The sequence below is a fragment of the Alkalihalobacterium alkalinitrilicum genome (assembly GCF_002019605.1).
In the GTDB taxonomy this organism is placed as follows: domain Bacteria; phylum Bacillota; class Bacilli; order Bacillales; family Bacillaceae_F; genus Alkalihalobacterium; species Alkalihalobacterium alkalinitrilicum.
The window spans coordinates 1,428,582-1,453,330 of record NZ_KV917368.1 but is presented as its reverse complement, the minus strand read 5'-3'; the positions used below and the strand labels follow the sequence as shown (position 1 = coordinate 1,453,330).

The following is a 24,749-nucleotide window of genomic DNA, read 5'->3' as shown; positions in this document are numbered from 1 at the left end:
TAAATAACACACAAGAGGCTCTGAGTTCTTTATACTCTGAGTCTTTAAACTTTTTATTTAACTAAATATTAGCTACAACCTCTTGTTTATATATACTTACAACAAAAATATTCCCAAAATTCAAATAAACAAATATAGGTTTAGATATAGAATTGAAAGTATGAGATAATACTAGTATTAAATATAAGTTTTGCCAGAAAAGGAGAGTTTTTATAGATTAAGGAGGAATTTTATGACTTGGAAACCTGAAATAGAAGAACTTCGAAAACGAGAAAAAGTGGCACGTCAGATGGGAGGCGAGGAAAGGGTTGCAAAGCATAAATCTCATGGAAAGTTAAATGTTAGAGAAAGGATTGAGAGTTTACTAGACTCAAATAGTTTTCATGAAACAGGAGCGATTGCTGGAAAAGCGAAATACGATGAAGATGGTAATTTAACTGAATTTACACCAGCTAACTTTATCCTTGGCACAGGGCGAGTCAATGGACGAAAAGTCGTTGTCGGTGCGGATGACTTTACAATTCGTGGTGGGGCTGCTGATGGTGCCATAATGGGGAAACAAATATATGCAGAACGTTTGGCCCATGATCTTCAATTACCGATCATTCGTCTTGTCGATGGAACTGGCGGTGGTGGAAGTGTAAAGTACTTAGATAAAGAAGGGCATACCTATATACCTGTTAATCCTGCTTGGGATTTAGTCGTTGCTAATATGGAAAGAGTTCCCGTTGTTTCAGCTTGTTTAGGATCGGTTGCTGGTCTTGGAGCTGCAAGAGTAGCTGCTTCACATTTTTCTATCATGGTTGAAAACACATCTCAACTTTTTGTCGCGGGTCCTCCTGTCGTAAAGTTTGGAATGGGGCAGGATTTGACAAAGGAAGAATTGGGTGGAGTACAAGTTCATCGTTCGAGTGGTGCAATAGATAATTTTGCTAGAACTGAAGAAGAGGCATTCGAGCAAATTCGGACGTTTTTGTCTTATCTTCCATCGAGCGTATGGCAGCTTCCGCCAATCGTTGAAAGTTACGATGATCCTAACCGTAGAGAGGAAGATCTTATATCAATTGTACCCAAAAATCGAAGGACACCATATAAAATTCGTACAATTCTTGAAGCGGTATTTGATAAGGATTCCATCTTTGAAATGGGTAAATATTATGGTGGTGGTACGGTAACTGCTTTTGCTAGGTTAGATGGCTACCCTGTCGGAGTTTTAGCTTCTGACCCTTACATTAACGGCGGAGGGTTAACTTCAGAAAGCTCAGAGAAGCTTGAGAAATTTGTGGATCTATGTCAAACGTTTCATTTACCGATTGTCAATTTAGTCGATCAGCCAGGTATGGTAATCGGACTGTCTTCAGAACAAAAAGGAACAATCCGTAAAGGAGTTCGGGCAATTTCAGCAGTATATCAGGCGACGGTTCCGATGGTAGAAATAATCCTTAGAAGAGTATTCGGGGTTGGTGGTGCGGGAATGTCAAACGGCCACAGTTTAAATTTACGATATGCTTGGCCATCAGGTGATTGGGGATCTTTACCTGTTGAAGGAGGAGTTCATGTAGCTTACCGGCGGGAACTTGAAGCAAGTGACAACCCTGAAGCTTTAATTAATGAATTAATGGAACGTATGGAGGCCGTTCGATCTCCATTTCGAACAGCCGAGGCATTTGGCATTGAGGAGATCATTGATCCGAGAGACACACGTCCGCTTCTGTGTGACTGGATTAAAAATGCATATGAATTAATTCCACAACAACTAGGTCCTTCCAGTCATGGTATGCGACCGTAAAACAAATAAACGAATTTAAGTCTAAGTTTGGCAATTACAAGAGGAGGGATAGTAATGAAAGAAACTAATATTTCAGCAGAAGATAAGTATAAACGTAAAAGAATTAAAGTGCTAGATACAGAGATTGCATACATTGATGAAGGTGAAGGGGAACCAATTGTATTCCTACATGGAAATCCTACCTCATCATATTTATGGCGTAATGTTATCCCTGAAGTTGAAGGTCTTGGACGCTGTTTGGCTCCTGACTTAGTCGGGATGGGTGAATCTGGAAAATTACCAAGTGGAGATTACAGTTTTCTTGAACATTTCCGTTATCTTAATTCTTGGTTTGATGCATTAAAATTAGAAAATGTTACTCTTGTTTTGCATGATTGGGGAACAGCCCTTGGTTTCCACTGGGCAAATGAGAATAGAGATCGAATTAAAGGTATTGCATACATGGAAGGAATTGTACGACCCGTTACCTGGGATGAATGGCCAAACTCTGCATTAAATATTTTTAAAAAAATGCGTTCACCAAAAGGTGAAAAATTCATTTTAGAGGAAAATGGTTTTATAGAAAAAATATTACCAGCAAGTATTTTGCGTCCAATGAAAGACGAAGAGATGGATATTTATCGTAGTCCTTATAAGGAAGCAGGTGAAACGCGACGCCCAATGTTAACATGGCCACGTGAAATTCCTTTAGAAGGAGAACCTGCAGAGGTCCATAATATAGTACAAAATTATTCTTCTTGGTTATCGACTTGTGATATTCCAAAACTATTTATCAATGCGGAACCAGGGATGATTTTAACTGGACCACAACGAGACTTTTGTAGAACTTGGCCAAATCAAACAGAAGTTACAGTTAAAGGACTCCACTTTATTCAGGAAGATTCACCTAATGAGATTGGTGATGCTATTGCTAGCTTTCTAAGAACAATTTAGTAAAGCAATACTTTATATGACAAGCAAAAAATCAAATTTTGGAGATGGGAGAATGAACCAAAAAGACATTTTAGAGCACATCAAGACTTCTTTGGAAAAAGCTGAGTTTTCACCAGAACAAATTTTCTTATTTAGGTTATTTAATTTCGAGTTTTCATATGATGAAGAAAAAAGGCAATGTACGATTGAATGTCCTGTAAGTGAGACGAAGGAGAACTATTAAGTACAACTTCAGGAACTTTTTATAGAGTGAAAAAAGTTAAAGAACGATGATATAGTAAAATCAACAATTCTTGTTTTTCAAGGGAAATTCTAAACTTTACAATATTTGTAGTGTGGCTACAGTTTTTTTGATTTTTTTGACAATAGTAATTGAAAGTGATAAGTTTGTGTAAAATCGGAAAAAGGAGAAACGATGGAAAGAAAAGAAAGGTACTCAATTAGTGAAATTGCCTCTATGTTTGATATTACATCCAGAACGATCCGTTATTATGAACAAGTAGGTCTATTAAAATCAGAAGAACGGGAAGGCCCAACACAACAACGCTATTTTACAGATAAAGAACGGCGTAGGTTAAAGTTAATTTTACGTGGCAAACGTCAAGGTTTTAAATTAGAAGAAATAAAAGAAATGATCGACCTTTATGAGTCTAATCCAACGGGGGAAAAAGAAAGACAACGAATTATCCAATATGCCGATGAAAAAATAGCTGAAATTACTGAGAAAATTCATGAGTTAGAAATTATGAAAACAGAAATTGAGACTAATCGTCAAAGGTTCTTAGAAGAGAAAGAAGGATCACCACCAGGTAAATAATCATTTAATAAAAGTTATGTAGTTATTACTAACGTAAACTATTAATTTATAAAAGTAGAGCTTTCCTAAAGAAGTTGCCGATGAGTGACTCATTAATGAAAGCTCTTTTTTTATTTTCAATAAAATATGAAAGCAATAAAATATAATTGCATAAATATTTTGACAAATTAAAATACGAATGTTAAACTTTACTTTAAGTTAACGTTAACGACAACTTAGAGCGATATATATTTTACACTCACGATCTTTATTTAGTGTTACGCGAGGAATTCGAACTTTAATTTAAACACCTACCGATTTATAGTTGCAAAATAACTTCCATTATTTCAAGAGTATATTATAAGTGAGGAGATGAAAAAGATGAGTAAAAATATATTAGAAGAACATAGCACGTTAGACTATGGAAAATGGGAAAGTGGAAATGATGCGAACTGGTATAGTGATGATCCGATACTAACACGTTATGCTAAGCGATATTTATCAGATACAGTCTTAAAGTATGTAGAAGAAGCATTTGAAAAAACAGGAGCTTTAGCTTCAGGCCCGATGGATAAAAGAGCCGTACACACTGATCGAGAAGGTGCCCCTAGATTAATTCGCTATAATAAAAAAGGGAAAGAAATTAACGAAGTATGGTACAACGAAGGATACAAACAAACTGTAAAAGAAGGATATGGAACAGGTGTTGTTGCTTACCGTTATGATGAAAAGGCTCCTGAAAAAATACCGTTTTTAGTGAATTCAATTTTAATTTATTTATTGTGTGAAACTGAACCAGGGTTTACATGTCCAGTAGGTTTATCTCAATCAGCCGCTTTTGTCCTAGAGAAATTTGGTTCCGAACAACAAAAAGCAAAATATCTAACAGCGTTAGCATCATGGGATCCAGATACACATAAAGAAGGAGCTACATTTTTAACAGAAATTCAAGGAGGTTCTGATGTTGGAGCAGCGACCACAGCGGCAGTGAAAAACGGTGATCACTACTTATTAACAGGAGAAAAGTGGTTTGCGAGTAATTGTGATGCAGAAGTGGCGATTGCGTTAGCACGTGTTAACGATAAGCCGTCAACGAAAGGTTTAGGTCTTTTTCTTGTGCCGCGGACCTTACCTGATGGATCAAGGAATAATATAACAATCCGGCGATTGAAAGACAAGCTAGGTGTTCGTGCTGTTGCTAGTGGAGAATTAATTTTTAATGAAGCTGTTGGTTATTTAATTGGAGAAGAGGATAAGGGTTTTAAGTATATGGCAGAGGCATTGAATGTTTCTCGATTAGGAACAGGAATTTCTGGGATTGCGCTTGCTAGACGTGCATTTCTCGAAGCTGCAATTTATACCGAACACCGGGAAGCATTCGGACAACGGATCAATCGTTTTCCGATGGTACGTGAAACATTAGTAAAAATGATTACAGACATCGAGGCAGGTTGGGCAATTTCAGCACAAATGATTAAATTATTTGATGAAGTACACACGTATGATAATAAGAACGAAGAAAACTATGCTTTATTACGAATTTTATTATCTTTAGTCAAATATCGCGGTAGCGAAATAGGTGTATCTGTAACAAAAGATGCGTTAGAGCTTCACGGCGGGAACGGTTATATCGAAGAGTATGTTACCCCACGTCTATTACGGGATGCCATAGTAAATCCAGTATGGGAAGGGACAGCAAATATTCAATCACTAGAAATTTTGAAAACGTTACAAAAGGCAAGCGGTCACAGCTTTATAAATGATTTACGTGAAACACTTGGAGGAATTAATCATTCTGCGCTAACCAACTATAAGGATAGTCTTCAACAAGAAGTAGACCGTGTGGCAGAGTTAATCAAGCACACGTTGAGTCAAGATGCTTATACTCAAACGGCTTTAGCGAAGAAATTAGCAGATTTTATGTATGACGTATTTGCTGCAGTTCATTTGTTAGAAGAAGCGCAGTATGATATAGAAAATAAAGGTGACGGCCGAAGGATGCTGGCTGTCGAACAGTGGATCCGTTCCACCTTTGATCGTTCTGCTGATAGAGGAATTCTATCAAACGAAAGTATTTCAGATGAAGTGTTTGAATCACTTGTTAATTTTAGTCAGAAATCTATGTAACTAATATTATCGAAAAAAAGAAAATAGTTACCTCATATAATCACTACAGATAGCAGGGCATTTTTTTTAAAGGTGGAGAAGACTCCACCTTTTTAATGTGTGCCAGGCATGGCAACTATCTAGGTGGTGAAAGTCCACTGTGGGGGTACACATCGACCAACCACTAAGGAAGCGTGGAATAAAATCTTGGCTCGACGAACAGAAATCTGATACTAAGGCTTGATAAAGGGATGAGGCTCCAATACAAGCCAAAGTCCAAAAGATGTGCGTAACTTTATTAAGTAAATCAGGCGAGTAAAAGAGGAAAGATAGCTGTCTTACCCTGGGAGATCTTGCGAATGTACATATGTACAGTCGAAAAAGGTTAACCGCAAGAAGTCAGCAGAAGCCATAGTAATGAGTAATCTCATGAAGGGCTGAACAATTTATAGTGTTTCAACGCCACGAATGCGTAAGTGACGAACTCCGAATGTGTTAATGGTGAAAGAATGAGCGTATCTCAAAGGATAGCCAAAATGGAGCTATCACTTACTACGTGAGAGGAGAGGAGAAACGAGTGTGAAGCTTTTAGAGCAGATTTTAAGTAATCAAAACATGAACGAAGCTTACCTGCGTGTTTATAGAAATAAGGGTGCAAGTGGGGTCGACGGAGTAACAGTCGACGAACTAAAACAATATCTGAAAGAGAACAAGGATGAACTGCGCCAGCGCATCAGAACAAGAAAATACCAACCACAAGCTGCCTTAAGAGTGGAGATCCCAAAAGAAAATGGAAAGATGCGCAAATTGGGAATACCAACAGTAGTGGATAGGGTAGTTCAACAAGCAATTCACCAAGTACTTAGTCCGATATTCGAAAAGCAGTTCAGTGAATTCAGTTACGGCTTTAGACCAAAAAGAAGTTGTGAGATGGCAATTATAAAAAGCTTGGAATATCTGAATGATGGACACGATTGGATAGTGGACATTGACCTTGAAAGATTCTTCGATACAGTCCACCACGATAAACTCATGCGAATTATTGCCAACACAATAGATGATGGAGACGTTATCTCTCTAATAAGAAAATATCTTGTTAGTGGGGTCATGGTGAATGGGAAATATGAAGAAACACCAATCGGGACTCCGCAAGGAGGTAACCTCAGTCCATTATTGAGTAATATTATGTTGAATGAACTCGATAAGGAATTAGAAAGTAGAGGATTACGATTCATAAGATACGCTGATGACGCACTCATCTTTGTGAAAAGCGAAAAAGCCGCTGACAGAGTGATGAAATCAATCGTGAGATTTATAGAAGAGAAATTAGGATTGATAGTAAATGCCGAAAAGAGTAAAGTTTCTCGCCCAAAAGAGTTAAAATTCTTGGGATTTGGGTATTATTATGATCCTAATAACAAGAGATATCAAGTGCGGCCTCATCCAATTTCAGTACAGAAATTTCAAAGGAAGCTTCGACAATTGACAAAGCGAAATTGGAGTGTTCCGTTAGACTACCGAATACTGAAACTGAAACAAGTCATATTCGGATGGGTGAATTACTTTAGAATCGCAAATATGAAAACAGCAATGAGTCGAATAGATAAGAAATTACGCTCAAGATTAAGGGTAATCATCTGGAAACAATGGAAGGTAGCGAAAAAACAAATCAAGTCGCTAACTCAATTAGGGATACCTGAAGAAGAAGCGAAAGGATTAACGTTCTGCCGGAAAGGTTATCGGTATATCGGATTATCGAAAGTTGTTCAAAAAGCAATCTCAAACAAAAGACTAAAACAAAGGGGAGTACCCTCTGCTTTAGAACGTTACTTAAAAGTACACACTGTAATATAAATTGAAACGCCGTATACGAGACCCGTATGTACGGTGCTGTGAGAGGGGCGAAAATAGGTTAACTTATTTTCCCTCTACTCGATTTGGATCAGGTATTTATTTTGAAAACTAACTAAAAAGTTGTTGTCGTGATCGCTTAGCATCCTCACAGCTGAATTTGATAGTATGTATTTTTGTACGATCATTCGATAAGAATATTTTGGAACAGCATTGAAAGAAATGAGACTAACTTGAGGAGATGATTTAGCGTGCTTTCTCCAAGCAAGCCTGTTATTGGTATTACAAGTACCATTGAAAATCACAATAATATTCGGTCTGTCCATGTCCATGAGAAATATATTCAATCAGTTTTACATGCAGGAGGGGTACCTATTGTTCTTCCAATTGGCCCAAAAGAGATAGTAGGCGAGTGGGTTTCCAGCTGTGATGGTTTTATTTTAAGTAGTGGTGAAGATGTAGACCCTTACCATTTTGGTTCGGACCCTCATCCAACTTTACAAAAAACGTTTACTAAACGTGACAAAATGGAAATTGAACTTGTAAAACAGGCTTACAGTAGGCAGAAACCTATTCTAGCTATTTGTAGGGGTATATCTATTTTAAATGTTGCTTTAGGAGGAACATTATTTCAAGATATCGAAGTGAATAATAATCAAGCGATTAAACACTTTCAGCAAGCAGAACGATCTGAGGCTACCCATCATATTGAGATTTTCGAGGATAGTTGGTTGTATCGGGTCATTAGAAGCTTAAATATCCGTGTAAATAGTATGCATCATCAGGCAATTGATAAGTTAGCTCCTAATTTTAAAACTGTCGCTCGGGCGCCTGATGGCGTAATAGAAGCAATTGAGGGTATTGGAGTATCCTTTATGGTTGGTATACAATGGCATCCAGAGGAAATGGCAAGTGAAGATCCAAGCATGGTTCAATTATTCAAGGCCTTTATTACTGAATGTTCCAGTGATACGGTATGATGTGACTTTAAAATAATTTGTTATAAGCTGAAATTTTTTTAGGATGTGATGTTTTTTGCAAAGAAAAACGTATGTGTGGTATGCCAGTTATGGATCTAATTTAAGCAAAGATCGATTTTTATGTTATATACGAGGTGGAAAACCTGAGGGTTCCGAGAAAGTAGAAGTAGGGTGTAGAGATCAATCACTTCCGCTAAAAGAAGCATCTCATATTATGCACTACCCTTTATATTTTGCACAAAATTCAATCCGTTGGCAAAAACAAGGTGTTGCATTTATAGGTCTGACTGAAGATAAACAGCATCGTACATACAGCCGGAAATATTTAATAACGGAAGATCAATTTTTTGATGTAGTAAAGCAAGAAAATAACGGGATTGAATTAGATATAAACCTTAGTGAAGTAAAGAAGAAGAGATATAAGACACTAAGGGATTCCTGGTACGGTACGATTTTATATATAGGTGAAGAAAATGGCTATCCCATCTATACTTTTACAGCAGATTGGGATTTAGATGTTCCTTTTAGTAAACCATCAAAAGAATATTTAAGTATGATCATTGAAGGTTTAAAAAGAAATGTACAGCTAAGTAATGGAGAGATCATCAATTATTTAATTTCAAAACCTGGTGTAGCGGAAAATTATAGTAATAATGAAATTGACAATTTAATTGTGTAAATATCAAGGCGCTATTATATTAAAATGAACTTTACAAAGGGTACATTTTAATAAAGCGCCTTTTTATTTTTCCTGTTTAACTAGCGCTAACTCTCATTGAATAAAGTTTTACTTTATCTCTTTCGTATTTCTTATGGAAGAAGGGAAATAAGTGAATGAAATTGAATAGTTATATATTACAACTCTTTTTACGATCAGCAATGAAATAGATAAAACCAAAAATAATAGGGGGGATAAAGTGACTGTCATTCCGAAACCAGCATCAACAGTCGTGTTAATGGATCATTTATCTAGAGTGTATTTGACGAAACGTCCAAAGACGATGAAGTTTTTAGGCGGTGTATATGTTTTTCCAGGAGGAAGACTTGAAGCAGATGACTACGTAGCAGCGGAAAGTGAGTTTGTAAAAAATTATTTTTCAAGCGAAGAATTTAGTGGCGGACACTTTGTAGCCGCTGCAAGAGAACTTTACGAGGAAGTTGGGATATTTCTTGGGGTTAGAGAAACTGGTGATCCTGTTCAAATTCCAGATGAAAAAGAGCAAGAATATCGTAGTAAGCTTTTAAATGGTGAAATATCATTTTTGCACATTTTAAAGAAAGAAGGGTGTTATTTGGATTTCAAAGATTTACAGTACTTTGGATACCGATTAACACCAGAAGGGAGTCCGTATCGTTTTGATACCCGATTTTTTCTAGCGCAACTCCCTAATGGTCAATCTCCAAAACCAGACGCCCATGAAATTGCTGATGCATTTTGGATTACTCCAGAAGAAGCATTATCATCTTATGAAAAAGGAGAGTTACCAATGGTGTCACCAACGATCATATCACTCCGTACATTACTCAATCATCAAAAAGGTGCACCACTTATAATGCCTGAGAGACAAAAAAATAAGAGTAAATAAAATTTCTTCATTTTATTTATAATAATTCGGGTTAACCATTTTTGTTGCTTTCCACTTTACCCATCTTGCAGGGAAAAATAAGAATTTTGTTCAAAAACAACCCCTTCTTTTATTAATTTAATAAGATGCGCTTCTATTGTTTTTGTCGCAACAATAAAAACACTTGGATGAATCGTATTTTCGTAAATCTTTTCTGTTAATTGAGTTGATGTTAATTGGTTATGTTCCTCGAGTAAGGACTTAATTTGTTTTTCTCGATGGAGACGTCGACTTAATACAAATTCTATTTGCTCATAAGGATTATCCACCCATTTCCCATGGCCAGGTCCAATTTTAGTTAGTTTTAAAAGCTTTAGGCGATTGAGAGTTTGGATATAATCACTCATGTCACCATCAGGCGGTCCAATCCATGTGGTGCCTTCCGCAACAATATTGTCACCAGCAAGCAGGATTTGTTCATAAGGAAAATATAGATTTAGCTGTCCTGCTGTATGTCCAGGACCGTGAATGATTATGATCTCGGTATTACCAACTTTTATTTTATCTCCATCTTTTAAAAAGGATAGATGAGTTACTGGTGAAATCGCTTCCGTAATTTCTTGTTTTTCATTATCGTGGCAAAAGACAACTGGAGACCAGTCAATAAACTGTCGCACTCCTGGTGCATGGTCACGGTGGAAATGGGTTAAAATTATTGACTTAGGCTTGGCTAGGCCATTTGTATTTACGACTTTTTCAATTTCCACTCTTGTTTCCTTCCGATCATAACCAGCATCGACTAAAATACTCTCACGTTGGTTTCCGATGACATAGCAGTTAGTAGTTGTATGAGGATATAATGTTGGCGTTGGTACAGGAACACGAAGAATTTTCACATTATGATCTATTCCCATAAACACATTCCTTTCATGTTTTAATAAAAAGATTTACTAACTATCCGATTCGTCTTTAACTATCAAATTCCTTCTAAAAGTTATACATATTTGTAGTTATGCAAATTATGAGTTAGAGGAAAAAGTTAAAATAGTTAATCACTCTAAACTATTATTTTATTGATCGAGCATTGATATTAAGAAACTGAGGTTCTTTCATTAAGTTTTAGTTTGGCAAGAAGTGCAATTTTGTTGTTGACCATTCTTGATAACAAATTAAAGTACGAAGGAAAAGAGCTTCAAGAGATTGAATGTACAAAGTAAAAGCAAGTTAATATAATCATTTTGATCATTCGTATTTGAAAAATCCTGTGAACAAGCGTTGGCATGAATTTGAGTGTGGAGTTTCAGTACTATATTAATAAGAAGTAGAGAAAATGAAAAAAGCCCTTCCCTGTTTTATTGATTTGGGGTAAGGGCTTACTTATTGTACACTTACTGAAGTTAGTCGAAGAGCAAAGTTATGAATTATTGTTTTGAATTTTGTCGTCCAGTTGGGGAAATCGCTTTTTCGAGTTCTTCCTTTGCTAATGTATTGTCTGTATTCATTCCTTCATTATATTGCATCCCTTTTTGACTTCCGCTTTGAGGATTCAATCGTTTTTTATTGTTTGTCAAAAAACTCACTCCTTTATTTGGATTAGCGTACGTTTTTATAATGGCAAGAAACTTCAAATTTATGCTAAAAATGAAAAGTCTATTTTTTGTAAAGTTTGTATGATGTGATACAGGAATTCTTTTTCTTCAGATGAATAGTTTATCCAGGCCAGGACGCATTAGATTTTGCGGGAATGAAAGTACAAGAATAAAACGGTCGTTGAATTGTATAAGGAGGGTTTTGGTTTCATGAGAATAGTAACGGCTGCAGAAATGTATGATATTGATGCGTATACGGTTCAAAAGATAGGGTTTAGTGAAGATATGTTAATGGAGAATGCAGGACAAGCTATTGCGAGTAGGGTTATGAAAGAAATAAATGACCATAAAAAAATAAGTATTCTGGTCGGCGTAGGTAATAATGGCGGGGACGGGTTTGTTATCGGAAGAATATTAAAAAGTTTTGACTTTCAAGTTGATATATGGGTAATTCCACCAAAAGAAAAGATAAAAGGTATTGCTAAACAAGCATTTGAAGTGTACAAACGGTCAGGATACGATGTTCATTTCTATTCACAAAACGAGCAACATTTTAATTCTTTATTACCTAATTACGATGTTATTATCGATTGTCTTTTAGGCATTGGCGTGAAAGGAACTTTACGTTCGCCTTATAAAGAAATCATCAAAAAGGTTAATGCTTGTAAGGTAGCACGAGTGATATCTGTTGATATACCGAGCGGAGTTTCGGCAGACGGTGGAGAAGTTAATGAAGCGATACAAGCTGACTTAACGGTAACGATTCAAGCGCCGAAAATGGGAGCATATACATATCCAAGTGCCTCTTTTTATGGCGAGATGATCGTTGCTGACATTGGAATTCCTCCGATTGCTATAGAACATTGTTCTCAAGAGCGTTTCGTATGGACGGAAAAATTTGTGCAGAAGCATTTTCCAACTCGTCCTCCTAATTCTCATAAAGGCGTCAATGGAAAGGGTATGATTATAGGAGGTTCACAGTCTATGCCAGGAGCTGTGATGTTGTCTGCCAAATCTGCATTGAGAAGTGGTGCAGGTTTATTAACCGTTGCTATTCCTGATGTCATACATCCTGTTGCAGCAGCTCATTTTTTAGAAGCCATGTATTTTCCTTGCCCTACTGAACAAGGATATTTTAACGGGAGTTTGGACATTGACTTTGCGCGCTTCGATGCGATTGCAATTGGTCCTGGGATGGGGAGAACTCAAGGCGGTGAAGTGATAGTGAAGAACGTATTGCAGCAACAAGTTCCTATCGTAATTGATGCTGACGCCCTATACCACTTGAAAAAAATGTTACCGCTGTTAAAAAATCGTGATCTTGTCACGATATTGACACCTCATCCAGGGGAAATGGCTCATTTAACAGGGCTATCTATCCAAGAAGTGGAACAAAACCGTTTTGAATTATCAAAGCAGTTTGCGATGGAGTATGGAGTATATTTAGTTTTAAAAGGGCCTTTTACAATCGTTTCTACACCAGAAGGAAAACAATATGTCAATCCAACAGGGAACCAAGCGCTTGCTAAAGGTGGTTCAGGTGATATTCTTACTGGAATCATTTTGGCATTTTTAATGCAGCACGGTAAGACGCAAACAGCAATCTGCAATGCAGTATATGTTCATGGAAAAACGGCAGAATTATTAGTTCAAGCTAAACATACTCATTTGGATGTGTTAGCAACAGATATTATTGAATATATACCGAAGACATTAAAGGTATTGCAGCATAAAGAATCATTATAGAAAAAAAGTAAATTCCTTATTTTCATGACCTTAGATAGAAACTTGATAAAAGAATAATAGACAAATATTTCAAAAAAATTTGAAAATATAAAAGGAATATTACAATACAAGTAGTATTAAAACATAGATTGATTTTGTAGCTGTGTGTAACTAAAAGCCTCTTAATCTTTATGATAAAGAGGTAAAACTTCCGGTTTATTTATCAGAATATTCAGATTAATTGTCAGGGGGATATTGATGAGAAGTGAAGTGTCGATTGTTAACCGAGTAGCTGTTGGCGATATTATTCGTAGGTGTTCGACGAGATTTCCTAATAAGTTAGCTTTAATTGATGAATGTAATCGTTCATTGACATTTGAGGAATTAGAACAAAAGTGTAATCAATTAGCAAACTATTTACTAAGTACTGGATTGAAAAAAGGAGATACAGTTGTAACGATTTGCCGAAATTCAATCGAATTTATTATTTCGATGTATGGCATTGTAAAAGCAGGCTTAATTTGGGTTCCTATCAATCCCGATATTTCGGTGAATGAAAAGATCTATATTCTTGAAAGATGCGAAAGTCAGTTAATCATTGGTGATCATCAATTACTCAAAAATGATATTAAAGAATTAAAACAAGTTTGTTCTTCCTTAATTGCTATCGGTGAGGAAGGAGATGCGGTTGGTACCCCATTTCATTCAGTTCTAAATAATCAACCGATAACAGAACCAGTGGTCGATATTCATGAACGTGATGTTGCACAAATAATGTTTACGAGTGGGACAACAGGAAAGCCAAAAGGTGTAATGATTAGTCATTTAGCAATCTATTTTGCATGTTTAAGCAATGCGTTTGAATTAGAGCTGCAAAAAGACGATGTTGGTTCAGTCATGATGCCGTTGTTTCATTGCGCTCAGCATACGATCATGACTTCGTTGTTAAATGTAGGAGCTACGGTTGTTGTTATAGAGAAATTTGACCCAATCCGTTTTATGGAGTTAACGGAGAAACATAAAATTTCCTGGATCTTTGCATTACCGATGATGTATCGCGCTTTCGTCGAACATCCGAACCGCAACAATTATGACCTCAATTCAATTAGGTACTGTATGTATGCGATGGCACCGATGAGTAAACAGTTTTTAGAAAAAGCAATAAACGAACTAGATTGTAAGTTTTCATTAGGAAGTGGACAAACCGAAATGTACCCTGCAACGGTCATGTTTAAACCAGAATATCAACTTAGTAAAATTGGCCCCTACTGGGGTGAAGCATCCATGATTACAGATCTTGCTATTATGGACGATGATGGAAATTTATTACCACAAGGTCAAACAGGAGAAATTGTCCACCGAGGCCCGAACGTAATGAACGGTTATTTAAAAGATGAGGAAGCAACGCAAAACAGCAGAAAATTTGGTTGGCACCATACTGGAGATCTCGGGTTTATTGATGAAGACGGCTTATTGATATTTGTAGATCGTAAGAAAGATATGATCAAATCGGGTGGAGAAAATGTTGATTCTATACAAGTGGAACATGTCATTAATACGAATGAGAAAGTTGAGCAAGTATCTGTAGTAGGTTTACCACACCCACGCTGGATTGAAGCGGTAACTGCTGTTGTTAAACTGAAACCTGAAGAAAGCGTTTCGGAAAATGAGCTAATCTCTTTTTGTAAAAAATATCTTGGTGCATTTCAAGTACCAAAGGCGGTAATATTTACAGAAGAGTTCCCGATGACTTCAACAGGAAAAATACAAAAAAATATATTGCGAGAGCAATATAGAGGGTACTACCAAGATTTAGAAGAAAATGTTGGTAACTAGGATGAGATTTTTTACTTAACAAACAGGAATTGTACGGGGACTAGGAGTTGTAGTTCTCATACGATTCCTGTTTTTGTATTTTAGTTCTATTAATTAAATTAAGTATAGTAAAATGGTACTAAGTATCTATAAGAAGCTTCAATTTGAATGCGAAGGCTTCTTTTTGTTTTATCCGCTTAGCTGGTACTAGGACTCCCGCTTCAAGACTTTATGGAAACAAGAAGTCAAAGTGGGAGATACTGGACCATAGACTAAAAGTCGCCACGTCCTGCGGCAAGGTGTGTGACCACTTCGTATGGGCCTCAGCTAATCTTCAGTGGGAATGAAGGACCCCCACTGAATAAGGTCTCACTTTATTAATATAATTATAAAATGGTTGAACCTCCTTCAATTGGGATCGTGTGGCCGTGAATAAAATCTGCATCTTCACTCGCTAAAAATACAACAGTATTTGCAACATCTGTTGGTTTGCCGTATCGTCCAGCAGGTGCATCCATCGTTAATTTATGAAAATAACCTTCTTCATTTGCGTATTCTTTCGTTAATGGAGTTTGGATCACCCCTGGTGCAATCGCAACAACTCGGACGCCTTGATGACCATATTCGTAAGCCAATTGTTTTGTCATACCGACAACCCCATGTTTCGCCGCCGTATATTCAATCCCAGCTGCACTTGCAATTAACCCAGAAGCTGAAGCGGTGTTAATAATTACCCCTTTTCCTTGCTTTACCATTTGAGGGATAACCCTTTTTGACATTAGAAATATACTTTTTAAGTTAACGTTTATTACATTATCCCAAGATTGTTCTGACACTTCATGAGTCACAACATGTTCTCCAGTAATCCCTGCATTATTACAAAGAACATCAATTCTATTATACTTATCAAGGACAGTTTCTATCATTTGCTCGATATGTGCCGTATTAGTTATGTCCATTTCAATACTAATGGCTTGGCCGCCATTGTCTCTAACTAATTCGCAAGTCTGGTCAGCTCCTAATTTATTAATATCTGCAACAACAACAATGCCACCTTCTTTTGCGATAGCAATGCTCATTTGCTGGCCTAACCCAGATCCTCCACCTGTTACAATACAAACTTTTCCATCTAATTTCACAATCATCACCTCATCAGATTTTTATATTATTAGAAACGATTACTCTTACTATATTCTTATTTTTAAGAATATTCAATTAATGAAAACTACTTAACACCTTTTGAATGAGCTACGATAAGAACGATTTTCTACAATACAAATCGATTGGCACGTAAATTGCATGTTAATGTATGAGGAGGTGAATAAATTGTAAGTAAAAAAAAGGAGGTAGGTGAAAAGTTGCTGATTTAAAGTTTTAATGTAAAGCTTTTTATAGTAATGGAAAAACCAAGTAATATTATACTTATTTAATTCTGAAAATTTTAAATTTTTAGCTTTTGTTTTCTATCTTTTTGCTATTATTTTAAGGAGGTAATGAAATGGGTTACGTTTTTTGGGCAATTGTTAGTATGATAATCTATACCATTATTCTTTCTGTGATTGGATGGGTGGCCACAAAAAATACAAAGTCAGTTGAAGACTATCTAGTTGCAGGAAAGAGTTTAAATATTTGGTTGCTTACTTTTGGTTTAATGGCGGCCATTCTTAGTGGCGGAGCAGTAATGGGATATTCTGGTACAGGCTTTGGAGCTGGATATGCGGGTTACGTTATGTTAGTTTCATGTGCCTTTCCTGGTATCGTCATTAGTTATTGGATTCTCGCAAAACCGATGCGTATTGTCGCTGAGAAACACGCCGTGTACACGTTACCAGACTTTTTAGCTCTTCGATACAACAATAACAAAGGCGTAAGAGGACTATCTGCTTTTGCTATTCTCATTGGTTGTTTAGCCTATTTAATTGCCCAGTTTGCAGCGATGGGATGGGTGTTATCTTCGATTTTAAACATCTCTTACACGACTTCGATATTTATTTCTGCAGTATTACTAAGTTTGTATACAATCGGTGGCGGAATGAAAGCTTCGATGTGGACGAACTTTTTCCAAATGATCATGCTTGTCATCATTGGTGTGTTATTAAACATTTTAATATTACCTGAGGTTGGAGGGTTAAGTGGATTACATGGGACTTTAGCTGAAACTGCACCATCCTTCTTACTACCTTGGCATGACTCTGGAAGTTTTGCCATGGCGATTGTTTTACAATACGGATTGATTGTTGGCTTGCTCGCTTATGCTGGTGTACCTCACGTATCGACTAAGTTTTTAACGGTAAAAAGTATCAAAGTCTTAAAGTGGGCACCGTTAGTATCTGTTATTTTATATTTCTTAGGAGTACTTTCGCAATGGCCAGGTATGGCAGGTAAAGTCCTTGTCGATCAAGGTGTCCTTACAGCACCTGAAGCAGCTGACCAAATACTTCCTCATTTAATTTACAACTTTTTTAATAGTCCAATTTTAGCGGGGATTTTTCTAGTAGCAGTAGCTGCAGCGGTGATGTCTACAGCAGAGTCATTCTTAATTCTAAGCTCGGCTGCGATTGTTCGTGACTTTTCTAAAAATACATTAGGTAAAGCTATGACAGAAAAAGTGGAATTGAAATGGATCCGAATCTGTTCGGTATTCGTATTAATCGTAGGGTGCTTATTATCACTTAACCCGCCAGGCTTTATTCTATTAGTCGTATCCGTTGCTTGGGGAGCCTTTGCAGCGATGTTTGCTCCAGCATTATATCTCGGTATTCGTTGGCGAAGGGCGACACCACAAGGAGCAATTGCAGGTTTACTTACAGGTATTGCAGTAGGTGGTATCATTGGAATTTTAAACTTAACTGTTTTCTCTTCAGATCCTCTTTTAGCAGGTTTTAATGTAGCAGCGGTTGGAACGGTTCTTTCGACGATAATGTTAGTAGTTGTCTCATTACTAACAAAACCAGTAGATAGTCCGATATTCGATCACTTTACGAATAAGTCGAGTTATACAGTAAATAATGATCGAACTCCAAATATTCCAGGGAATTAATAATTGTAAGAAGAAAGAGAGGAAATGATGCGTATGGATAATATCCTCGTAACAGGAGGATTTGGTTTTTTAGGGGCACATTTGGTTAAAGAGCTTATAAACGATGGACATAAGGTCGTTGTCTTTGATTTAGCTCCACCACCTCCTGGCTATGAAATCGAATGGCTGCTTCAAAATGAAAAAGAAAAGATCACTTTTGTAAAAGGAAATGTAACAGATCTCTCAAGTATTATTCAAGCAGTGAAAACGAATAAAATAACAAAAATTGTTCATGCAGCTGTTGTTAATGATTTAGATATATTAGAGAATAATCCTTTATTGACAATGAAAATTAACGTAGAAGGTACTTTGAATGTATTAGAAGCAGCACGTTTGTTTGAAATAGAAAAAGTAGTATTAATTAGTTCGATATCAGTATACACAGCAATGGAATATGAACCAATGGATGAACGACATCCCGTTCATTCTCCTACTGAAGGACCCACATTATTATCTTATTCTAGTTCAAAGTTATCAGCCGAGGCGTTCGGTCTTCATTACTGGTCAACCTATGGAATGGACGTTGTTTCTTTAAGACTATCAGCTGTTTATGGATTAGGGATGAAGTATCCGATGTATATTAAACCGATGGTGGAAAATGCAGTTAAAAAGGAGAATACCCATTTTGATTGGGGAAAAAATTCAAAACGAGATTATACGTATGTCAAAGATGTCGTAAAAGCGATTCAATTAACACTCACAAGCTCAACAAAACAAAAAATATTGAATATTGCCACGGGGAAAGAATTAATTTCTCCAATAGAAATGGTTCCGCTCATCCAAGCATTAGAGCCTAGTGTTTCGATTACATTTGGAAATGAACGAAACTTAGTAGAAGAGAAATCTGCGACAACCCGGGGTATTCTTTCGACAGAAGCGGCCGAAAAAGAACTGAATTTTGTACCTGAATATACAATTAATCGAGGTATCGAAGACTATTTTAGTAGTTATCAATTTTTCAAAAATGATAAATAAGAATAAGAATTTCTTAGAAATAGGAAGATTATGACTTGATTCAGAGTCATGGATCAGAATATTTAAAACTCTTATAAAAAAAATTAAAGGAGCTGATGATGTGTTCGGTCTTTCTCCGTTTATATTTTTTATGGTATTCGGGACTCCCCTTATCGGAATTCTCTTAGGTTTAATTTACGGACTCACTTTTAATTCAGAAAATGAAGAATGGGGAGTTATTGATAATTTGTTTAAAAAGAAGGATTAATTATTGTTTGATTGAATCTATGAGTATTTAGAATGATAGCAATGGAGTTGCAGGAATAAAGATGATCTCTCGTGCAGCTCCTTGCTACTTTCTAAAGAAAAATTATCTGGGGGCTGGAGGGATTAATTTGCGATTAAAAAATAAAATTGCAATTGTTACAGGTGGTGCAAGTGGTATCGGATTAGCTACAGTGAAGGCATTTTTATCAGAAGGAGCAAAAGTAGTTGTAAGCGATGTTAATCTTGATGGCGAAAAGGTTGTAGCGACTCTTGGGCATAACGATCAAGTGCGTTTCTTTCCGGCAGATGTTACTAAAGAAGAGGAAATTCAACAATTAATGGATAAAACGATAGAATGGTTTGGTACCATTGATGTTGTTTTTGCGAATGCTGGAATCGGGGATGCGACCCCTGCACATGAGCTCTCTTATGAAAGCTGGAGCGATATGATTAATGTCAATTTATCTGGAGTATTCCTTACGAATAAGATTGCCATTCAGCAAATGTTAAAGCAGTGGTGCTATCATTAATAATGCCTCGATCTTAGGACATGTTGGTAAAGAAAACGTAACAGCCTATACAGCATCGAAAGGCGGAGTAGTTAATTTAACTCGTTCTCTAGGTGTTACATACGCAAAGGAAGGCATACGGATCAATGCAGTATGTCCAGGATATATTGAAACACCGTTATTAAAAGATAATGATGAAGCAAAGCGAAATGGCTTGATCGCAGCTCACCCCATTGGGAGGTTAGGAAGAGCTGAAGAAGTAGCGAATGCCGTTGTGTTTTTAGCAAGTGATGAGGCATCGTTTATTGTTGGAGAAAATTTAAAGGTAGATGGTGGATATACGGCTCAATAAATGTGTAAGGAGTGGGTAGGATGAATTTAGGATTATTACTTCAAAGGCAAGCACAAAAATACGCTAGTAAACTAGCCATCCAATTTGAAGGAACATCTTTTACGTATGCTCAATTCAATGCAAGAGTCAATCAATTCGTTCATGGTCTTCGCTCTATTGGCGTAGTAAAAGGTGATAGAGTAGCCGTACTATTGCATAATTGTAATCAATATATTGAAGCATTCTGGGCAGCGGCAAAACTGGGTGCCATTATCGTCCCAGTCAATTGGCGTCTTAATCCGAAAGAAGTTCAATTTATTTTGGATAACTCGAGTACAAAAGTATTAGTATATGGTAATGGATTTAAAGAAACAGTGGAAGAAACATCATCTCTCACATCAACAGTGCAACATTTTATTCGGGTTGAAGGAATGGAGGGGCTAGGTGAGGATTATGAAACCTTTATAGCAAAATACTCTTCTAGTGAACCTGTACAAGATGAAATTGAATTAGATGATATATTTATGATTATGTATACCTCAGGGACAACAGGATTACCAAAAGGAGTTATGTTGACTCATAATAATATATTTTGGACATCCCTCAACCAAATTGAAGATTATCCCTTATTACCTAATGATCACTCACTCATTGTGGCGCCACTGTTTCACGTAGGGGGGCTACTTATGTTCTCGTTACCTGCTATTCACAATGGATCCTCTATGGTGATCTTAAGAAAATTTGATGTTGAGGAAATCTTAAAAACGATATCAGAAGAAAAGGCTACAATGATGTTTTGTGCACCGACGATGTTTCATATGATTGCAGAAAAAGGACACTTAGTTGAAAAGTATAATATGGATAGTATACGTTTTATGCTTTCTGGCGGTGCGGTTTTACCGATGCCTGTGATTGATCGTATGCAAGAGCTGTTTCCGAAAGCTAAATTTACAGAAGGTTATGGTCTAACAGAAGCAGCTTCATGTACCTCGATGTTAAGTCCAGAGCACAAAAGAGGATCTGTTGGTAAACCATTTTTATATAATGAAATTAGGGTAATAGACGGTCAGGGTAACGATGTACCCGTAGGACAAGTAGGTGAAGTAGCACAGGCGGGTCCAACAGTAATGAAGGGGTATTGGAATAACCCGAAAGCAACAGAAGAAACCTTTGTAGGAAGATGGTTAAAAACAGGAGATCTAGGGCGATTTGATGAAGACGGCTTTTTATATATAATTGACCGTAAGAAGGACATGATTATTAGCGGTGGAGAAAATATCTATCCGAAAGAAATTGAAACGATCCTCTACCAAAATAAAAATATATCAGAAGCTACTGTTATTGGGGTTCCTGATGAAAAATGGGGAGAAGCTGTCATGGCTTTGATTGTATTAAAACCAGAATGTCGAATGACAGAAACGGAAGTTATAAACTTTTGTACAAATTACTTAGCAAGCTATAAAAAACCTAGGTTTGTTAAATTTTTAGATGAATTACCTAAAAATCCATCAGGAAAAATCTTAAAACATGTGTTGAAAAAGAAGTATTCAGTTTCTTAATTTTTTATAGTCTAAAATGATGCGTTTGTTACGGACATTTAAGAAGGGACCCCGCAACGGTTGTCCCTTTTTACATTTAAATTTTTTGTTAAAGAGATGTCTTACTAGTTCTTCAAGCTTCTGTTTCGGAAATGTGTGCCTCTAAGATCATTTCTAATAATCGTAACCTTTTGCGATCACTTACCCTTTTTAATGACCGATTCCAAAAAATGTCGGAATCTACGCGATGAACAAAAACAAGGTTTTTTTCAGGAACGATATCGATCGATTGACCGTATCGTCCGATCGCGGAATAGAGACCTAGTTCACCGAATTTTCCAGAATCGGCGACCCACCACATATAGCCGTACCCATATTCATCGGATTGTAATACAGGTGTTTGGACAGATGTACTTTTCTCAATCCATGCTTCAGGTATAATTTGTTGACCTTCCCATTTCCCTTTTTGAAGATATAGTTGGCCAAATCTTGCCATGTCCCTTGCCGACATACGAAATAAATAGGAAGGATGAATGGACCTGTTCACTTCTAATTTATAAAAGGTATCTTCCATCGTATAATCCTCCATTCCAATAGGAATGGCAATTCGCTCTTTGAACTCCGTAAATAGATCTGAGTCGGTTTTGTCTCGAAAAATGGTCCCTAAAACATTAAAATCCCAGTTATTATAATAAAAATGGGTTCCTGGTAAATATAATCCTCGATCAGGTCGTGTTAACCTCATCCAGAGCGATTCTTCTCCTGCGGTTAGAAAGACCCCTGAACGTGAAGTTAATAAGTCTGAAATCTCGGCTTCTAATTCCTGCTCAGTGAGAAGAACATTATCCATAATCTCTAATTCTTTTAAGGTTTTGTTTATATCAATGTTTCCTTGTTCTATATGAATACCATAGAGTGCGCTTAAAAAGCTTTTTCTTACCGAATGGACATTACTTTTTTTAGTAATGTCTCCCCAAGAAATTAGGACTTTTCCGTTATAAATAACCATAGCGGCTGTAGAACCTAAGGAGTCGTAATATTTTTTAGCGTCATTTAGGCGTATGGATGACCAACCTGCTTCTTCTGGTGTTTCATATTGTTCCCATGTAGATGATTTTGGAATGGTTAGAGATGTATTTTTTGATCCAGTAAGTGAGTATAAAAAGACAAAGAAAATGCCAGAACAGATAATAATTGACCATTTCTTTTTTCGAAACATGAAAAATTCATCCTTAATAAATAAGCTTTTAACCCGTATGTATTTTTAATACAAACGGGTTATCTGTTTTCTACATTATTTTTCCCGAATTGGCACGTTTTGATGAGATTGGACAGTTGCGTTTGAATTTGGCTGGAATATCGGATCCCTGTTTATATCTACTTTGCCTACAATATATTTCCCAAAGGAAAATAAGTTAAAAAAGTAAATGGTAGAGATGGACGCGAAGATACTGCCCAAAAATAAGATAAATATCGTTAAGACTCCGAAATTAATTGAAATTAGAGTTAAAAATAGGATGAGTATAGCCATATAAAATGTATGCAATAAATAAATCCCATACGAGTATTTACTTATCATCATAAAGGCAATTGGGATCGACTTCAATTTCGTTGCGAAATAGAAAATGAGTAAAACAATAGTTAGGGTATGGAATAAAATATCGACCCGTTTTGAACTATGAATCGTGAGTAAGCCACTATGATATAAATAAAGCAATAGACTACTAGTTATAATAGAAGAAACTAGTATTCCAAATTTATATCTTCTAAGCGAACGAGAAAGTGTTTCATAATGACTTCCAAAATAGTAGGCGACGGCGAAATAAAAAATCCAACCAGGAAACGGAATCCAATAATAGCGTTCCCAAATATATTCACTGAACCAAATATTGGGTGGACTAGTAAAATTAAATATAGATAAATAGATAATATTTATCAATAACGATCCAAAGATGACAAATGTTGGGGAGTGTTTATCAAACCATTTTTTAAATAAAACAAAGAATACATAAAATTGAAAAATAATGAGTACAAAGTATGCATGGAAATCACCGATGATAGAGTTTAAGAACACTTTAATTAAAAACTGTTCAAACGAAATGAGTACATAAGGTAATGCATAAAGAACAGCCATGCATAAATAAGGTATGAGTATAAATTGGATACGTTTCAAAAAAAAGGGTTTTATTTGAATTTCTCTTCCTTTATAACTATACCCTAAAATAAATGCAGTAATAAATATAAACGCAGGTGTTCCGTAATATAACCATACATTGAGCGAATCTAACACAATGAGCAACCCATCAGGCAACTTAGACAGATGTCGTATATGCTCTGTTCCCCATGTAATCGAATGTAACAAGACGATACTTAAACACGCGATACTTCTTAATAAAAATATTTCATTTACATGCTTTTTTCTCATATTCATTCAACATCTTTCTATCTATTCTTTTTGTCCCTAAATCAAAGTATAGAGTCGAGTTGACGTTTTTGTTTATAAAATACTCGGCAAATAAACATTAACATCTGATATAAAACGGTAGCATTTAATATATTACAATCGACCTTATCACACTTGGAGAATAATTTAAAGCGACAAGCTTATTCAAAATTTAAGTGGATGCAAAGCCTTTTCCGAGGTTCGAGTCGTATATTACAGATAAGATCAAGAACAGTAACAATCGAATGGTATCTATATTAATCATATGTTACGAATCTCGAATGATGAAAAGACCAATAACTTTTAAAGAGTTTCGAATATCGAAATATATTGCAAGTGAAACTTGTGCTCGGTCTATACGTATAGATATAGTTTTTATCGTTTTATTTTTGTCTTGAAAAATGACATTTAGTTCATATTCAGTTCATTTTATCGTGGTAAAATAACACACGTTAATCAGTGTAAAATTTAATTGAAGG

20 protein-coding genes and 1 pseudogene are annotated in these 24,749 nt (G+C 36.2%); 16 read left to right on the top strand and 5 right to left on the bottom strand.

What is annotated here, in order from left to right; translation table 11 throughout:
• Positions 1-232 precede the first annotated feature (232 nt).
• From BK574_RS06865 to BK574_RS06830, 9 genes are all read left to right on the top strand, one after another.
• Positions 233-1,789, top strand: a complete 1,557-nt coding sequence (locus BK574_RS06865) for an acyl-CoA carboxylase subunit beta (RefSeq protein WP_078428057.1) — start codon at positions 233-235, stop codon at positions 1,787-1,789.
• A 54-nt stretch (positions 1,790-1,843) separates the two neighbouring features.
• On the top strand, positions 1,844-2,722 hold the full coding sequence (locus BK574_RS06860; RefSeq protein ID WP_078428056.1) for a haloalkane dehalogenase: 879 nt from the start codon (positions 1,844-1,846) through the stop codon (positions 2,720-2,722).
• A 52-nt stretch (positions 2,723-2,774) separates the two neighbouring features.
• Positions 2,775-2,945 (top strand): hypothetical protein, encoded by a 171-nt coding sequence (locus BK574_RS27395; RefSeq protein WP_158211567.1) that lies wholly within the window; start codon positions 2,775-2,777, stop codon positions 2,943-2,945.
• Positions 2,946-3,137: 192 nt separating this feature from the next.
• Entirely contained in the window at positions 3,138-3,539 is a 402-nt protein-coding gene (locus BK574_RS06855; protein WP_078428055.1) for a MerR family DNA-binding protein, read from the top strand.
• Between the two features lie 360 nt (positions 3,540-3,899).
• The gene (locus tag BK574_RS06850) at positions 3,900-5,645 is read left to right on the top strand and encodes an acyl-CoA dehydrogenase family protein (protein ID WP_158211566.1); all 1,746 of its coding nucleotides are present in this window, start codon (positions 3,900-3,902) and stop codon (positions 5,643-5,645) included.
• A gap of 558 nt (positions 5,646-6,203) precedes the next feature.
• Complete coding sequence (ltrA, locus tag BK574_RS06845) at positions 6,204-7,478, top strand: group II intron reverse transcriptase/maturase (RefSeq protein WP_078428053.1); 1,275 nt, start codon at positions 6,204-6,206, stop codon at positions 7,476-7,478.
• Between the two features lie 248 nt (positions 7,479-7,726).
• Positions 7,727-8,455, top strand: coding sequence for a gamma-glutamyl-gamma-aminobutyrate hydrolase family protein (locus BK574_RS06840; RefSeq protein WP_078428052.1), 729 nt, complete (start codon positions 7,727-7,729; stop codon positions 8,453-8,455).
• A gap of 55 nt (positions 8,456-8,510) precedes the next feature.
• Positions 8,511-9,134: a hypothetical protein gene (locus BK574_RS06835; protein ID WP_078428051.1), complete on the top strand. Its 624-nt coding sequence runs from the start codon at positions 8,511-8,513 to the stop codon at positions 9,132-9,134.
• A 238-nt stretch (positions 9,135-9,372) separates the two neighbouring features.
• Entirely contained in the window at positions 9,373-10,041 is a 669-nt protein-coding gene (locus BK574_RS06830) for an NUDIX hydrolase (RefSeq protein WP_078428050.1), read from the top strand.
• 56 nt (positions 10,042-10,097) lie between these two features.
• Here BK574_RS06830 and BK574_RS06825 read toward each other — a convergent pair whose 3' ends face one another.
• Positions 10,098-10,934 carry an MBL fold metallo-hydrolase gene (locus BK574_RS06825; protein ID WP_078428049.1) on the bottom strand — a complete coding sequence of 279 codons (837 nt, stop codon included), beginning with the start codon at positions 10,932-10,934 and terminating at the stop codon, positions 10,098-10,100.
• A gap of 507 nt (positions 10,935-11,441) precedes the next feature.
• Entirely contained in the window at positions 11,442-11,591 is a 150-nt protein-coding gene (locus tag BK574_RS27390; RefSeq protein WP_158211565.1) for a hypothetical protein, read from the bottom strand.
• A gap of 228 nt (positions 11,592-11,819) precedes the next feature.
• Between BK574_RS27390 and BK574_RS06820 the strand changes: the two genes are divergently transcribed.
• Positions 11,820-13,355 carry an NAD(P)H-hydrate dehydratase gene (locus tag BK574_RS06820; protein WP_078428048.1) on the top strand — a complete coding sequence of 512 codons (1,536 nt, stop codon included), beginning with the start codon at positions 11,820-11,822 and terminating at the stop codon, positions 13,353-13,355.
• A gap of 237 nt (positions 13,356-13,592) precedes the next feature.
• Entirely contained in the window at positions 13,593-15,170 is a 1,578-nt protein-coding gene (locus tag BK574_RS06815) for a class I adenylate-forming enzyme family protein (RefSeq protein WP_078428047.1), read from the top strand.
• A gap of 365 nt (positions 15,171-15,535) precedes the next feature.
• Here BK574_RS06815 and BK574_RS06810 read toward each other — a convergent pair whose 3' ends face one another.
• Positions 15,536-16,288, bottom strand: a complete 753-nt coding sequence (locus BK574_RS06810) for an SDR family NAD(P)-dependent oxidoreductase (protein ID WP_218970550.1) — start codon at positions 16,286-16,288, stop codon at positions 15,536-15,538.
• A 359-nt stretch (positions 16,289-16,647) separates the two neighbouring features.
• Here BK574_RS06810 and BK574_RS06805 point away from each other — a divergent pair, with 359 nt between their 5' ends.
• The 5 genes and pseudogenes from BK574_RS06805 (at position 16,648) to BK574_RS06790 (ending at position 21,848) form a co-directional block, all read left to right on the top strand.
• Complete coding sequence (locus tag BK574_RS06805; protein ID WP_078428045.1) at positions 16,648-18,189, top strand: sodium/proline symporter; 1,542 nt, start codon at positions 16,648-16,650, stop codon at positions 18,187-18,189.
• A 33-nt stretch (positions 18,190-18,222) separates the two neighbouring features.
• Entirely contained in the window at positions 18,223-19,203 is a 981-nt protein-coding gene (locus tag BK574_RS06800) for an NAD-dependent epimerase/dehydratase family protein (RefSeq protein WP_158211564.1), read from the top strand.
• Between the two features lie 100 nt (positions 19,204-19,303).
• On the top strand, positions 19,304-19,450 hold the full coding sequence (locus tag BK574_RS27385) for a hypothetical protein (protein WP_158211563.1): 147 nt from the start codon (positions 19,304-19,306) through the stop codon (positions 19,448-19,450).
• A 127-nt stretch (positions 19,451-19,577) separates the two neighbouring features.
• A pseudogene (locus BK574_RS06795) lies at positions 19,578-20,310 on the top strand (SDR family NAD(P)-dependent oxidoreductase).
• A gap of 20 nt (positions 20,311-20,330) precedes the next feature.
• Positions 20,331-21,848, top strand: coding sequence for a class I adenylate-forming enzyme family protein (locus tag BK574_RS06790; protein WP_078428043.1), 1,518 nt, complete (start codon positions 20,331-20,333; stop codon positions 21,846-21,848).
• A gap of 112 nt (positions 21,849-21,960) precedes the next feature.
• Here BK574_RS06790 and BK574_RS06785 read toward each other — a convergent pair whose 3' ends face one another.
• A complete protein-coding gene (locus BK574_RS06785) occupies positions 21,961-23,046 on the bottom strand; it encodes a serine hydrolase domain-containing protein (protein ID WP_078428042.1) in 1,086 nt (361 codons plus the stop codon).
• A 75-nt stretch (positions 23,047-23,121) separates the two neighbouring features.
• A complete protein-coding gene (locus tag BK574_RS06780) occupies positions 23,122-24,252 on the bottom strand; it encodes an acyltransferase family protein (RefSeq protein WP_158211562.1) in 1,131 nt (376 codons plus the stop codon).
• Between the last annotated feature and the right edge of the window lie 497 nt (positions 24,253-24,749).